The 14,645-nt window shown below is 46.1% G+C and carries 11 protein-coding genes; all 11 read left to right on the top strand.

What is annotated here, in order from left to right:
- The first annotated feature begins 645 nt into the window (after nucleotides 1-645).
- The 11 genes from G519_RS0122025 (at nucleotide 646) to G519_RS0121975 (ending at nucleotide 14,404) form a co-directional block, all read left to right on the top strand.
- Nucleotides 646-1,977: an MFS transporter gene (locus tag G519_RS0122025; protein WP_029196551.1), complete on the top strand. Its 1,332-nt coding sequence runs from the start codon at nucleotides 646-648 to the stop codon at nucleotides 1,975-1,977.
- A gap of 97 nt (nucleotides 1,978-2,074) precedes the next feature.
- Nucleotides 2,075-3,634 (top strand): histidine ammonia-lyase, encoded by a 1,560-nt coding sequence (hutH, locus tag G519_RS0122020; RefSeq protein ID WP_029196550.1) that lies wholly within the window; start codon nucleotides 2,075-2,077, stop codon nucleotides 3,632-3,634.
- 78 nt (nucleotides 3,635-3,712) lie between these two features.
- Nucleotides 3,713-4,906 (top strand): helix-turn-helix domain-containing protein, encoded by a 1,194-nt coding sequence (locus tag G519_RS0122015; protein ID WP_029196549.1) that lies wholly within the window; start codon nucleotides 3,713-3,715, stop codon nucleotides 4,904-4,906.
- A 205-nt stretch (nucleotides 4,907-5,111) separates the two neighbouring features.
- Nucleotides 5,112-6,080 carry an agmatinase family protein gene (locus G519_RS0122010; RefSeq protein WP_029196548.1) on the top strand — a complete coding sequence of 323 codons (969 nt, stop codon included), beginning with the start codon at nucleotides 5,112-5,114 and terminating at the stop codon, nucleotides 6,078-6,080.
- Between the two features lie 30 nt (nucleotides 6,081-6,110).
- Entirely contained in the window at nucleotides 6,111-7,775 is a 1,665-nt protein-coding gene (hutU, locus tag G519_RS0122005) for a urocanate hydratase (RefSeq protein ID WP_029196547.1), read from the top strand.
- A gap of 82 nt (nucleotides 7,776-7,857) precedes the next feature.
- Nucleotides 7,858-9,141 carry an imidazolonepropionase gene (gene hutI / locus G519_RS0122000; protein ID WP_029196546.1) on the top strand — a complete coding sequence of 428 codons (1,284 nt, stop codon included), beginning with the start codon at nucleotides 7,858-7,860 and terminating at the stop codon, nucleotides 9,139-9,141.
- A 31-nt stretch (nucleotides 9,142-9,172) separates the two neighbouring features.
- On the top strand, nucleotides 9,173-10,453 hold the full coding sequence (locus tag G519_RS0121995) for a Glu/Leu/Phe/Val family dehydrogenase (protein ID WP_029196545.1): 1,281 nt from the start codon (nucleotides 9,173-9,175) through the stop codon (nucleotides 10,451-10,453).
- 39 nt (nucleotides 10,454-10,492) lie between these two features.
- On the top strand, nucleotides 10,493-11,776 hold the full coding sequence (locus G519_RS43965; protein WP_051253573.1) for an NAD(P)-dependent malic enzyme: 1,284 nt from the start codon (nucleotides 10,493-10,495) through the stop codon (nucleotides 11,774-11,776).
- A gap of 85 nt (nucleotides 11,777-11,861) precedes the next feature.
- Nucleotides 11,862-12,485 carry a HutD family protein gene (locus G519_RS0121985; RefSeq protein WP_029196544.1) on the top strand — a complete coding sequence of 208 codons (624 nt, stop codon included), beginning with the start codon at nucleotides 11,862-11,864 and terminating at the stop codon, nucleotides 12,483-12,485.
- Nucleotides 12,486-12,510: 25 nt separating this feature from the next.
- The gene (solA, locus tag G519_RS0121980) at nucleotides 12,511-13,644 is read left to right on the top strand and encodes an N-methyl-L-tryptophan oxidase (protein WP_036633578.1); all 1,134 of its coding nucleotides are present in this window, start codon (nucleotides 12,511-12,513) and stop codon (nucleotides 13,642-13,644) included.
- Nucleotides 13,645-13,801: 157 nt separating this feature from the next.
- Nucleotides 13,802-14,404: a reverse transcriptase domain-containing protein gene (locus G519_RS0121975; RefSeq protein WP_084160265.1), complete on the top strand. Its 603-nt coding sequence runs from the start codon at nucleotides 13,802-13,804 to the stop codon at nucleotides 14,402-14,404.
- Nucleotides 14,405-14,645 lie beyond the last annotated feature (241 nt).

The raw sequence follows: 14,645 nt of genomic DNA, 5'->3' as shown, positions 1-14,645 counted from the left end.
TTGTCCAGACACGTAGTACTTTATTAAAAGTTGATTTGAAGTCTTATAAAATAACCATTCAGCAGCTGCTGGATGGTTATTTTTATTGTGTAATTGGGTATGCTGTATGAATTATGACCGCTCCAAAATTTTTCATATACTTTGTCATCTGCACTTCTTAAAGCAATATTGTGCTAGTAATCCGAATTATTATCTAGAGCACAATCCCGTGATGAGCGATTATAATTGATTTACACCAGCCGATTCAAAAGAACACCGATAATTTGAAAACGCTTTAAAACGCAGTGAAACGTAGAAAAGCAATGGAATGTTTCTCTTTATTAACCACATTCAATAACGATCAGATCATTCTGGTTCTAAAATGGAAAGCAAAATCGTGCTAGTGTTTGGCAATATTGTTTAGTTCCATCTATCTGGTTTGAATGTATTCTAATGTTAATAAACTTGACATTTGTATTCAATTTAATGATTCTATTCATTTATTGTTAAGTTACTTGACATTACAGAGGAGGCGTATTGACTCTTAACCTGATAAATTTGCAGGAAAAGATGTACCATTTATTCATGTTAAAAAGAGGTTACTTGCCTCTGGGGACTTAGTCACATAGGTTATAAAATCGATTTTCATAAACGGGGGTTACTGCTATGTCCGTACAACTATCCATGAAACCTTATAAGATTGATGACGCTCCACTCAATAAATTTCATCTTAAAATTACAGCGCTTACATTTGGGTCTAATTTTTCCGATGGTTATGCTCTTGGTATTATAGGAATGGCACTGACTTTGATTGGACCTCAAATGAACCTTAGCCCGATTTGGAGTGGACTAATCGGAAGTTCAGCGTTGATCGGACTTTTTTTCGGCAGTTTGCTACTCGGAGGATTGGCCGACCGTATAGGTAGACAGAAAATCTTCCTTGGTAACTTCGTAGTCATTGCTTTAGCATCTTTCTTGCAATTCTTTGTGCAAGATCCTACGATTCTGTTCATCCTGCGTATATTGATTGGTTTTGCTTTGGGTGGCGATTACGCGATTGGGTCGACGCTGCTTGCTGAGTTCGCGCCTAGAAAACATCGAGGTTTTCTACTTTCTTTCTTAAATGTCATGTGGACCGTCGGTTATGTAGTCTCCAACATTGTCGGTTATTATCTGCTAAAGACCGGCCCAGATTCCTGGCGGTGGATGCTTGCAAGTGCAGCCATTCCAGCGGTTATCGTCCTGCTGCTTCGGATTGGAACACCTGAATCACCTAGATGGCTCATTAGCATGGGGCGTGTGGAGGAAGCAAGGGAAATCGTGAAGAAGCATATCGGTCCACTTGCGGAGCTTGATGAAACGCGTTTGGAGCATACCTCCAAAACGTACCGGTTTCAAGACCTTTTCGGAAAGCAGCTTTGGAAGCGTACGGCATTTGGCGGTCTCTTCTATGTCTGTCAAGTGCTTCCCTACTTCGCAATTTATACGTTCCTACCGGATATTTTAGCTAAAATGGGATTTGAAGAGACGTTCCTTATGGACACGATTTTAAATTTATTCCTGCTTGTCGGTTCGATTGCCGGTCTGTGGTTTACCGAGAAATATTCGCGCAGAAGCTTTACGATTAATACGTTTATTATCCTTACAATATCCTTGCTTGCGCTTACTCTTTTACCTGCTGGTTCACATATCGTGGCTATTACGATCTTTTGTTTATTTACCTTCGTCATGTCAGCTGCTTCAAATCTTACCTTAGTATATCCAGCCGAGCTCTTTCCTACTGAAATCCGGGGATCTGGTGTCGGTGTCGTGACTGCAATAAGCCGAATCGGTTCGGCGGTTGGAACATTTTTGTTGCCGGTAACAATTAATTCCATGGGACTAACCCCTTCTATGATTGGTATGACAATAGTTCTGCTGATCGGGACCATTGTTTCCATTGCCTGGGCGCCGGAGACGAAATCGCTTGCCCTGGATGATGACATCCATTATCATTAAAAAACTTTGACAAGAGATGTCTTCCGGCATTTCTTGTATGAATATTTAACTGACAACTATTGTATAGTATTTATTGGTTTTAAAAGGAGATGTTTTCATGAAAATTACTTCTGCTTCCACTCATCCTAAAGACATCAATCAAGTAATTCTTGGCGATCATCAGGTCTCTATTGCCGAATTTGTCGCTGTAGCCCGTTACGGGGCTAAGGTATCATTTTCGCCGAGTTATTGTGATCGCGTTAATCATTCCAGAAGTCTTATCGAGAAATTTTTAAACGAAAACCGCATCATTTATGGCGTAACGACCGGTTTCGGGAGCAATGTGACCGAGATCATCTCTACCGAAGATGCTGAAGCTCTGCAGCGCAATATCGTTAGATCTCATGCGGTTTCCGTAGGCGATCCTCTGGAGAAAGAAGTTGTCAGAGCGATTCAACTGATGATGCTCATTCATTTGGGGCGTGGCTATTCCGGCGTCCGATTGGAACTGCTAGAGCTTATAGCATCACTCTTAAATCAAGGAGTCACGCCTTTTGCTCCAGGCGATGGATCCGTCGGTTATCTTGCCCCGGAAGCACATATGGCGTTAGTACTAATTGGGGAGGGCAAAGCTTGGCACATGGAGGAACTCCTTCCAGGCAGAGAGGCGCTTGAAAGAGCAGGGTTAACCCCTACGACATTAAGTTGTAAAGAAGGACTGGCGCTGACCAACGGATCGTCATCCGTCACAGCCATGGCCATATTAACCCTATTTAATGCCATTCAAGCGGTGAAAACAGCTGATATTGCGGGCGCAATGTCATTCGAAGCTTTAAAAGGTACGATTCATGCCTTCGATCCAAGGCTCCATGCTTTAAAACAACATGAGGAGCAGGCGAAGACGGCACAAAATTTATTGCGAATCCTTAAAGACAGTGAAATTGCCGAAACGTATAAAAACTATCGCGTGCAGGATGCTTTAAGTTTAAGATGCATCCCTCAGGTTCATGGAGCTTCTAAAAGAAATTTGAAGGATGCCGCCTACACCATTCATAATGAGCTTAACTCTGTAAGTGATAATCCTGTTATTGTTCTCGAGGAAGACGACGGGGTTGCCTTAATGGGGGGTAATTTTGACGGCACTTATGTCGGTATCCAGGCAGATATCATGTGTATAGCCATGGGTAATTTGGGAAAAATAGCGGAGAGACGAATCGATCGATTAGTAAATTTTCACCTGAGCGAGATGCCTAGTTATTTAGTGAGAAATCCGGGATTAAACAATGGATATATGATCCCTCAATATACAGCTGTTGGGCTGCTGGGGGAAATCAGGATTCTTTCTCATCCAGCCTCCGTAGAAAGTGTTCCCACTAGCGCCAATCAAGAAGATGTTGTCAGTTTCGCATATGCGGCCTCGAAGAAAGCCTATCAGATTTCGAAGAAGCTTTCGTATATGTTGGCGATTGAATTAATGACTGCTGTACAAGCTCTCGATTTTCATCGGCCGATGAAATCTTCTCCGGTTATTGAGCAAGTCTATAACCTGATACGAACACAAGTGCCAACGGTGGAGGAAGATCGCTTTTTCTATCCGGACATCGTAACGATCTATCATCAAATTCATGAGGGCGACATCGTTAAGGTTGTTGAAGACATGATAGGTGAAATAGAATAAAATAAAATGGAAGCAGTTTTCTCTGAAGTTTAGGAGCAAAACGGCTTCCTTTTTTAAGGTAGGGGAGGTGAATAGACATTGAAATTGGATACAGCCCAAGCATCCTTTTCGCAGCTTCTCATTTCGGGGACGTTAATCCATGAAGCGGATTTTGAAGAAATGCGTGAGCGGCTTGGCATCGAACCGCGGCCCCAAGTCGTTATCGTTTTGTCCATAGACCGTTATACCGATTTGGCTTTGGACAAGTCATTGCAATGGAGTATTGAGATCGGGCAGGTGCTGGTGGAAGCCATTCTCGAGAGTATTACCTTGCCTTTCTTGTGGGTATGGGTGGGAGAAGGCGTGTTAGCCGTATTATTGGAACTCCAATCGATTCAGCCCGTAGAACCGACCTACAAGCAAGTTACGTATGGCATGGTCCGGAAAATTCAAAACTTCGTAGATACGAAGGGCTTTTCCGTTTCAGCCGGAATAGGCACCTATTACGAAGATCCTTACAAACTTCATCTTTCCTACAATGAAGCCAAAGAATCATTAATCGACCGTTTCTTCCAAGGAAACCGGATGATTTTTCAATATGAAGGACAAAGAAGCATTCAGGAAGACCGTGCAAAGCCGGTGACCCAAGAAGAGAAAATCGAATTGTTGTCACGTGTCCGGATCGGCGATGAAGAAGGCTCGATTGCTTATTTGGTCGAGCTATTAGAAAATCTTTCCCAATCGTATAAGCATAATATTGATCTATTTAAGTCGGAAGCCTATGATCTAGTACTTTCTTTGTCAAGAATGGTTGTGGACTTAGGCGGTAATGCTTCTGAAATTTTATCTGAAAATGCAAGAATGCTCCAAGACTTGTACAGTACCATTCGATATGACAAATTTGTTAAAAAGCTGTGCGCATACTGGAGGAAGCTGGCCAAGCAAGTGTCGGACGATCATGCCTTAGAGGTGTCCCCCATTGTGCGATCCGCCATTGTCTATATAAGAGAGCATCATCAAGACAAAATGTTATTGAAGGAAATTGCCCAGCATTGTTACTTGAGCACCCATTATTTTGCCCATGTATTCAAAAAAGAAGCAGGTGTAAGCTTTGTCGACTTTCTAAATAAAGTTCGTATTGAGAAGGCGGTTTATTTGTTAGAGAAAACGGAATTGACCATGCAAGAGATTGCCGCGCGAGTCGGTTTTCAGGATGCGAACTATTTTGCAAGGAAATTTAAAATGATTATGGGGTGCAGCCCGACAGACTATCGGTCAACAGCCCAGTGCTAGTATTATAGATATAATCACATGAAGCCAATCCGCTTAGGGGTTGGCTTTTAAGCGTTTTCATAAGAAATTTCAATTCTAGATTAAACCGTAAAATTGTGCTACCTTTCCGCAAATTCGACTAGATTCAGATGCCCCATTTTTAAGTATGATGGATACATAGAAACAAACAAACTTTGTTTCATCAACCAACAGGAGGGAAGCAGCTTTGAGACAAATTGAACTGCTGAATCCGCCAGAATTCGTACGAAAGTCCAATTGGCGGGATCGATTCGAGACCAAGGTATCCCAGTGGCTGATCCCTTGGGGTGGCGAGGAAGAAGTCCAAGTCGGTTTCATCGGCATTCCGCTTTCTAAGACGTCAATCAGTATTTCAGGCGCTTCGATGACACCGAATGCTTTGCGGGAATTGTTTGCAAATGTCACGACGTACAGTATCGACCATGGTGTCGATTTGCAGGAATTGCAGGCACGTGATCTTGGTGATATTCAAATGCATGTGACGGATCTGCTGCGCTGTCATGCCAATATCGAACAAGGGCTGAAGAACATTTATGCAGAAATGCCCCATTTGTTCCCGATTATTGCTGGCGGCGATCATTCCATTACTTGCCCCTCTGTGAAAGCGTTTAAGCACCATGTCGGAGGAAAGATAGGCATCGTTCAGCTTGACTCCCATATGGACGTCCGGAATCTGGAGGACGGAGGTCCTTCCAATGGAACGCCAATCCGCGGGTTGATCGAATCGGGGACGGTTGAAGGCCGCCATATAGCGCAAATCGGACTTCACAGCTTCGCCAATTCAAGAGCGTATCATGAATATGCCATGGAGCAAGGAATTACCCTATATACGGCGCGTCAGGTAGCCAAAGAAGGAATCGAAGCTTTGGTGGAAAAGGCGCTGGAGGTTGCCGGTGACGGGACGGATGCTATTTATGTAACCGTTGACATGGATGTACTGGATCAAGCTTATGCGCCAGGTGTGCCAGCGCTCGTTCCAGCCGGAATGACCTCATGGCAGTTGTTGGAAGCTGTATTCCTATTAGGACAGCATCCAAAGGTGCGAGGCTTTGATATTGTTTGTGTGGATCCTATGCAAGATCCCCGCAGAGCGACGGTCAGGACCGCCTTGCATGTCATCTTGACTTTCTTGACGGGATATATGAAACGAAACTAAATCGAACACAACATAGAGGAGTGACTATTCATGGAACAAACAATCAAACGTACGATTCGAGCAGCACACGGAACGAAGTTAACGGCAAAAGGCTGGCAGCAGGAAGCTGTCCTGCGTATGTTGATGAACAATCTAGACCCAGACGTAGCAGAACGTCCGGAAGATCTCGTCGTCTACGGCGGAATCGGCAAGGCTGCACGGAACTGGGAGTCTTATGACAAGATCGTAGAATGTTTAACAAACCTGGAAGCGGATGAAACGCTGCTTGTACAATCCGGGAAACCGGTTGGCGTATTCAGAACGCATTCGCATGCGCCGCGTGTTCTCATCTCCAACTCGGTGATTGTTCCGGCCTATGCCAACTGGGAGACGTTCCATGAACTCGATAAACAGGGACTTATGATGTACGGTCAAATGACGGCTGGCAGCTGGATTTATATCGGTACGCAAGGCATTTTGCAAGGAACGTATGAAACCTTCGCTGAGGCAGCAAGACAGCATTCGGGTGGCACTTTAAGAGGTACGATAACATTAACAGCTGGACTTGGCGGTATGGGCGGCGCTCAACCTCTCGCTGTAACGATGAACGATGGCGTCGTCATCGGTGTAGACGTAGATCCGACTCGTATTCAACGAAGAATCGATACTCGTTATTGTGACGTCATGGTTTACGATCTGGATGAAGCGTTGAAGCTTGCGAACGAAGCGAAAGCAGAGGGGAAAGCACTCGCTATTGGGCTTGTTGGAAACGCTGCAGAGGTGTTCGCGGAATTTGTGAAACGCGGAATTGTGCCTGATTTCGTAACCGATCAAACTTCGGCTCATGATCCGCTTAACGGCTATGTGCCGGTCGGTTATTCTTTGGAAGCTGCGGCTGACTTGCGTAAAAACGATCCAGCGCAGTATGTGAAGCTATCCAAAAAATCGATGGCTGACCATGTTCAGGCGATGCTTGATCTTCAAAAACTGGGTTCAACCGTATTTGATTATGGCAACAACATCCGTCAAGTGGCTCTTGATGAAGGGGTTAAGGATGCCTTTAATTTCCCTGGATTTGTTCCGGCTTACATTCGTCCGCTCTTCTGCGAAGGGAAAGGACCGTTCCGTTGGGCAGCATTGTCCGGTAATCCAGAGGATATCTATAAAACGGATGAGCTTGCTTTGAAACTGTTCCCAGAAAATGCGCATCTGCGTAAATGGATCGAAATGGCCAGAGAAAAAGTCGCGTTCCAAGGTTTGCCAGCTCGTATTTGCTGGTTGGGATATGGGGAACGCGCCAAAATGGGTCTGGCGATTAACGAAATGGTGCGCAATGGAGAATTATCTGCGCCGATCGTTATCGGACGTGATCACCTGGATTGCGGTTCCGTGGCTTCGCCTAACCGTGAAACCGAGTCCATGAAGGACGGCAGCGATGTAGTTGGCGACTGGGCCATCTTGAATGCGCTTGTGAATACAGCATCCGGTGCGAGCTGGGTTTCCGTTCATCACGGCGGCGGCGTAGGCATGGGTTACTCCCTGCACGCAGGTATGGTTGTCGTTGCGGACGGTTCCAAAGAAGCGGATGAAAGATTAGCGCGCGTCTTGAACACGGACCCTGGAATGGGCGTCATCCGTCACGCTGATGCAGGTTATGACATTGCCATTCAAACGGCGAAGGAACGCGGCGTTCGCGTACCGATGATGGGTATCTAATCGTTACTGAATATATATAAAAGAATGAAGATAACTTGCAGCAAGCCCGATCGGGCTTGCTGTATTTCGAGGGGGAGAAACGATGGAGAACAATCGGATTGACCTGCTGATCCATAATATTGGCACACTGATCACCATGCAAGGAACTCAGGAACCGCGCCGAGGCGATGAAATGTCAGAGGTTGCAGCAGTTCGAAGAGGAGCTGTGGCAATCATAGACGGTATCATTGTTGCAGTAGGAACGGAAGAAGAAGTTTTGGCACAAATCGGTGAACGGCCGATAACGCATAAGCATGATGCTGAGGGTAAGCTTGTTACCCCTGGACTTATCGACCCTCATACGCATTTGGTTCACGGCGGCTCTCGCGAGAATGAATTAGCCTTAAAGCTGAAAGGCGCTTCTTATTTAGAAATTTTAGCCCAAGGCGGCGGGATTCTCAGTACAGTCCGTTCAACCCGTCAGGCATCGGAGGATGAGCTGTACGTAAAGGCTAAAAAAAGCTTGGATACGATGCTTTCTTATGGGGTTACCACAGCAGAAGCCAAGAGCGGTTATGGTTTAACGCTGGAGGATGAGCTTAAGCAGCTCCGGGTCACCCGCAAACTCAATCAGGAACTTCCGGTAGATCTGGTGTCTACGTTCATGGGTGCTCATATGGTGCCGGAAGAATATAAGGGCCGGTCACAAGAATTCGTTCAGCTGCTCATTGAAGAAATGCTCCCCGAAGTGAAGCGTCAGGGACTTGCTGAATTTTGTGATGTGTTCTGTGAGCACGGCGTATTCTCCGTAGAAGAATCGGAGCAAATCCTATTGGCTGCAAAAGCGATGGGCTTCGGTCTGAAAATACATGCGGATGAGATCGAGCCGATGGGCGGCGCACAGCTTGCCGGCAAACTCGGCTGCATCTCTGCTGAACATTTGCTTGCCGCATCCGATGAAGGGTTGGAAGCGATGCAGCGGGCGGGCGTCATTGCTGTCTGTCTGCCAGCTACCTCCTTTAATTTAAGGCTGAAGCATCACGCCCGTGCGCGTAGGATGATTGAAATAGGACTCCCCGTTGCTTTATCCACGGATTATAATCCGGGAAGCTCGCCAACGGAATCTATACAGCTCGTCATGACGCTGGGCTGTCTGAATTTAGGGATGTCGCCGGAAGAAGTCCTGACGGCCGTGACGATCAATGCGGCTCACGCGATCGGAAAAGCGGATACCATAGGCAGTTTGGAAGCGGGTAAACAGGCCGATTTGGTTATTTTCAATGCGGATAACTTGGCCTATCTGCCTTATCACTTTGGGATCAACCATGTTCATTCCGTATTCAAGCAAGGAAAAATGGTAGTCTCGGACGGCAATCGGATTCATTAAAAAGGTGTACTAAATCTCAAGGGGGATCATCATGGAAGCTCCGACGGAAGTAAAAGAGAAGCCTATGCAAGCGGAAAGCTTGAATGTTTTGAGCAGAACGCAGCTTGTTATCCAAGCTGCTCTAGATAAAATGGGATGCGCAGAATCCCTATACGAATTGCTAAAGGAACCGCTTCGATTGCTAACTGTACGCATTCCTGTGAAAATGGACGACGGTTCGGTAAAGGTGTTCACAGGGTACCGTGCGCAGCATAATGATGCGGTCGGACCGACCAAGGGGGGCATTCGCTTCCATCCCGGGGTCACCGAAGACGAAGTGAAGGCTCTTTCCATGTGGATGACCATCAAATGCGGCATTGCCGATCTGCCTTATGGCGGAGGCAAAGGCGGGATCCAGTGCGATCCGCGCACGTTATCCTTCGGAGAGCTGGAGCGCTTAAGCCGTGGTTACGTACGGGCAATCAGCCAGCTTGTCGGACCGACCAAGGATATTCCGGCGCCGGACGTATTCACGAATTCACAAATCATGGCGTGGATGATGGATGAATACAGCCGAATTCGGGAATTCGATTCGCCAGGTTTTATTACCGGCAAGCCGCTGGTTTTAGGCGGATCGATTGGAAGAGAATCGTCCACCGCCATGGGCGTAGTGCTGTTGCTTAGAGAAGCGGCTCAAGTCGCTGGGATTCCGATTAAGGGTGCGCGCGTCATTATCCAAGGCTTTGGTAATGCAGGCAGCTTTCTTGCTCAGTTCCTTCACGAGGCTGGAGCCAAAGTAGTAGGCATTTCGGATGCTCAAGGGGCTCTTTATGATCCTGAAGGCTTGGACGTGCAGTATTTATTAGATCGACGGGATTCTTTCGGAACGGTGACGAATTTGTTCCCGAATACGATTTCGAACCAAGAGCTGTTAATCCAAGACTGTGATATTTTAGTGCCGGCTGCGATTGAAAATCAGATCACTGAAGACAATGCGGCTGACATTAAGGCAAAGATTTTGGTCGAAGCGGCCAACGGACCGACGACTTTGAAAGCAACTGAAATATTGACGGACAAAGGCGTTTTAATCGTTCCAGACGTGCTTGCCAGCTCGGGCGGGGTCATCGTATCTTACTTTGAATGGGTCCAAAACAATCAAGGATATTATTGGAATGAAGAAGAAGTGAATGAAAAGCTGCAACAAATATTGAAAAAATCGTTTTATAACGTCTATCAGTTATCCTTGCAGAAGCAAATAGATATGAGATTAGCGGCCTATATCGTTGGTTTAAAGCGAATGGTCGAAGCGATAAAATGGCGCGGATGGGTCTAATGTATGCTCTGATCAAAATGCCTTGGAAGGTGATGAATCATGAACAATTTACGTGAAGATGCTCTTCACATGCATAAAAAGTATACCGGAAAACTGGAGATTCTTGCCAAGGTTCCGGTAGGCACTGTCCGTGATTTGAGCCTTGCCTACTCACCGGGAGTTGCAGAGCCTTGTAAGGAGATTTTTATTGAAGAAGATAAAGTATACGAGTATACGATGAAAGGAAACCTGGTTGCTGTCGTGACCAATGGAACGGCTGTGCTCGGTTTGGGAAATATCGGTCCGCATGCGGCTATGCCGGTGATGGAAGGAAAGGCTTTACTTTTCAAAGTATTCGCCGGGGTAGATGCGATTCCGATCTGTTTAGATGCGTTGGATAAAGAGAATGTGATTGAGACGGTTAAGCAGCTTTCGCCTTCGTTCGGCGGGATTAATTTAGAAGATATCGCCGCCCCGGATTGTTTTGAAATTGAAGAGAGGTTGAAAAAGGAATGCGATATTCCTGTTTTCCATGATGACCAGCATGGTACGGCTATTGTCATTGCGGCTGGATTAATCAATGCTCTCCAATTAGTCGACAAAACGATGGACCAAATTCGTGTGGTTATTAATGGGGCAGGCGCAGCTGGCATAGCGGCCATGAAGCTTCTAGGCCATATGGGTGCTAAGGATATCATCGTATGCGATACGAAGGGCATTATCCATGAACACAGACAAGAAGGCATGAATCCATTCAAGCTGGAAATAGCACGGATGACGAATAAAGATCATCTGACAGGTAAGCTCGCCGATGCGGTGAGAGGAGCCGATGTTTTCATTGGTGTTTCTGCGGCTGGCGCGCTTTCGAAAGAAATGGTAAGCACCATGAACCGTGATTCCATCATATTTGCATTGGCGAATCCAGTACCGGAGATTATGCCGGAGGAAGCGAAAGCCGCAGGTGCAGCAATCGTTGGCACGGGTCGATCCGATTTTCCAAACCAAATCAACAATGTGTTGGCGTTTCCAGGCATTTTTCGCGGCGTCCTAGATGTACGTGCTAGAGAGATTAATGAGGCAATGAAACAAGCCGCTGTTTACGCGATTGCCGGTTTGGTTCCAGCAGATAAGTTAAATCGAGACTATGTTATTCCTCATCCGTTTGATCCGATGATTGCGCCGAATGTGGCTGCTGCCGTTGCTCAAGCAGCCATGGATACGGGGAGCGCACGTTTAACCATCAAAGCGGAAGAGGTTAAGGATCGAACAAAGAAACTGATCCGCAAAAACGATGCGGTTGGTTCGTATTTTTCATGGTACGCTGACATGACAAAGGAAGAGTAGCATTGTTCGGACGAGTATACGGGACTTGGTATTTCCAGGTCCTTTTTTACATTCGTTTAGGGAATAAATTCAAGGAGATGCTTACATGTCTTATTCGATCAAAGTCATTAAAAAGCATATGCAAATAACGTCCGCTTGGTCAGGCGGAACGACAACGCAGCTAGCCATATTTCCTGAACACGCGGAGTATAATAAACGAAATTTTTTATGGAGAATCAGCACGGCCCGCATTCAAGATGAGCAGTCTTTGTTTACCAGCCTTCCTGACTTTTGGAGAAAGCTTATGGTTATAGAAGGAGAAGTGATTCTAGAATATGAAGGCTCACATCAGGTAGGGTTAAAGCCCTACGAGCAGGATAGCTTCAGCGGAGGAACGGTCACCCGAAGTATGGGGAAGGTGACAGACTTCAATCTCATCACAGCGGCGGGATGCCAGGGAGAATTAGAAGCTTTATTTATTAAAGATGGAACTACACATGAAATAGAATGTCACAAGGAAGATGTGGAATTTTCACTAGTAACGGAAGCTTTTTATTGTACAGAGGGCCGAGTAAGATATAGTATAAATGAAGATCAAACTCTAGTGTTAGAGAAAGGCGACTTCTGCGTATTATCCTGGAGAGCTTCATTGGATAAGGTTACTATTAAAATAAGCCATTTTCGCAATGAATCTTCAGCATATGTCATTCGAGCTAGTATTGTAAGTTGAAACTTTTTTCCGGGGAAGTGATGAAATGATGAACTATGACGTAATTATTGTTGGTGCAGGTTCGATGGGAATGGCTGCTGGCTATTATTTGACCCTTGAAGGGAAAAGCGTTTTGCTGTTGGATTCATTCAACCCTCCGCACGATCGGGGGGCACATCATGGCGATACCCGCATCATCCGGCATGCCTATGGCGAAGGGACGAGTTATGTCCCGTTAGCCCTCAGAGCCCAAAAGCTCTGGTTCGATCTGGAACGAGAGTCGGGAAGAAAACTTTTCTACCAAACCGGGGTGCTGAATGTAGGGACTCGTGATTCAACCTTTATCCAACAAGTAGTTGCAAGTTCCGAAGCCTATTCACTTCCGCTGCAAACCGTGGATTCCAGTAATATTCATACACGATGGCCTGGGATGTCGCTCCCAGAGGGCTATGTGGGCTGCTTCGAATCGGATTCAGGTGTGCTTAAAAGCGAGGAGTGTATTCGTGCTTATCGGGAACTGTTGGAACATCATCAAGTTACCATCTTAACAAATTCATCGGTACAAGAGTTGTCTATTGATTCAGCCGGGGTGACAGTCCAAACAGCCGATGAAAGTTATCAAGGACGCGCCCTAATCGTTACAGCAGGGGCTTGGTCTTCTAAGCTGCTTCCTATTATGAATATCCATCCACCGCTTGTTACCAAAAGAAAGACGTTTGCCTGGTTTGAAGCGGATGATTTTTTATTCGGAGAGGATCGCTTTCCGGCGTTTACGTTTGAAACCTCCTTGGGGCATTATTACGGTTTTCCCAGCATGGGGGGAGTTGGTCTTAAGGTAGGGCGTCATGATGGGGGACTTCGGATCCATCCGGATGAAGCCATTTCCGAGTTTGGGGCACTGCAGGAGGATGAAGAAGACTTAAGAATGTTTTTAAGTCGGTTTATACCTCTTGCCAATACGAAGCTGCGCAAAGGAAAAACCTGCACGTACACCCTCACTCCCGATGAGAACTTCATTATAGATTCACATCCAGAGTATCCGCATATCGCCTTTGCAGCTGGATTTTCCGGGCACGGGTTTAAATTCAGCAGTGTAGTCGGCGAAATCTTATGCCAGCTTATTACAACAGGCAGAAGTGAGCATGACATTTCGTTATTTTCAATGAACCGCTTCAATTAAAAGGATGAGTCCTCGCTAGTTTTGTGCTAGCGAAGGCTCATTTTTGATTTGAACATTTTGTTCAGTATTGATTTTAACGTAACTACAAGCCGCGAGCGACCAATGGTAAAGTCGTGTAATTTAGCAGGTGGAACTCCTGCTTGGAAAGGCAAAAGCCATGCCACCAATAGCGAGTCTTGGGCTGCCGCCAGTAATGTCGGGTGCTAAGCGTAGACAGTTAGGTAGTAGGCCTGAAAGTGATGGAGCCTCGAAATTAGTAACAATGGGAAGGCCGACAGTCTGCGTCTACTGGAAGGCAACACTTGGTTTAGCGAAGAAAAAAGCTATTTACGAGCAGGATTTCATGGAATGTTCGTTTGGATTTCGACCTGGAAGAAGCCAGCATGACGCAATTAGAGCGCTGGACCAGATCATCATGAAAGAACCCATACGTTATGTGGTGGACGCAGATATTCGCGGCTTTTTCAATCACATGGATCATGAGTGGATGATGACATTTCTGGAACACCGCATAGCCGATTCCAATCTCTTAAGACTGATTAAGAAGTTCCTGAAAGCAGGAATTCAGGAAGATGGAGAGTTTAAACCAACAGATGAAGGAGCACCGCAAGGGGGACTGATTTCGCCGATTTTATCTAACATCTATCTGAATTATGCACTAGACCTATGGTTCGAGACGACAGTGAAGAGAGAATGTGTAGGAAGAGCAGAAATGGTGCGTTACGCGGATGATTGTGCGCTACGAATGCATGGCGCGTAAGAAGCCAAAGCAATGCTGAACAGAAGATGAAGGCAGGCCCTTCGGAGCCGCTGTGCAGGCGGAGGCTTCAAACCACCTTAAGCTGCTGCGGTCAAAAGCCGTCGGTGGTGAGCGTTAAGGAAAAGGCAGAGCAAGACTCTGTCAGGTGAGTGTTACGGAGACGAACACAAGTCAATGGCTGATAAAGTGTCGAAAGCGTAGGGATGTCATCAAAACCAGGAGGGAGTCGTTGGCCTGGGAT

It is taken from the genome of Paenibacillus alginolyticus DSM 5050 = NBRC 15375 (assembly GCF_000422905.1).
In the GTDB taxonomy this organism is placed as follows: Bacteria; Bacillota; Bacilli; order Paenibacillales; family NBRC-103111; genus Paenibacillus_E; species Paenibacillus_E alginolyticus.
The sequence above is the reverse complement of the archived record's forward strand: the minus strand, read 5'-3'. Positions and strand labels throughout refer to the sequence as shown.

Excerpts from the sequence above, each read along its gene's own strand:
- hutH (WP_029196550.1), top strand. The coding sequence starts at position 2,075 with ATGAAAATTACTTCTGCTTCCACTCATCCTAAAGACATCAATCAAGTA.
- G519_RS0122025 (WP_029196551.1), top strand. The coding sequence starts at position 646 with ATGTCCGTACAACTATCCATGAAACCTTATAAGATTGATGACGCTCCA.
- hutU (WP_029196547.1), top strand. The coding sequence starts at position 6,111 with ATGGAACAAACAATCAAACGTACGATTCGAGCAGCACACGGAACGAAG.
- G519_RS0121985 (WP_029196544.1), top strand. The coding sequence starts at position 11,862 with ATGTCTTATTCGATCAAAGTCATTAAAAAGCATATGCAAATAACGTCC.
- G519_RS0121975 (WP_084160265.1), top strand. The coding sequence starts at position 13,802 with ATGCCACCAATAGCGAGTCTTGGGCTGCCGCCAGTAATGTCGGGTGCT.
- hutI (WP_029196546.1), top strand. The coding sequence starts at position 7,858 with ATGGAGAACAATCGGATTGACCTGCTGATCCATAATATTGGCACACTG.
- G519_RS43965 (WP_051253573.1), top strand. The coding sequence starts at position 10,493 with ATGAACAATTTACGTGAAGATGCTCTTCACATGCATAAAAAGTATACC.
- solA (WP_036633578.1), top strand. The coding sequence starts at position 12,511 with ATGATGAACTATGACGTAATTATTGTTGGTGCAGGTTCGATGGGAATG.
- G519_RS0121995 (WP_029196545.1), top strand. The coding sequence starts at position 9,173 with ATGGAAGCTCCGACGGAAGTAAAAGAGAAGCCTATGCAAGCGGAAAGC.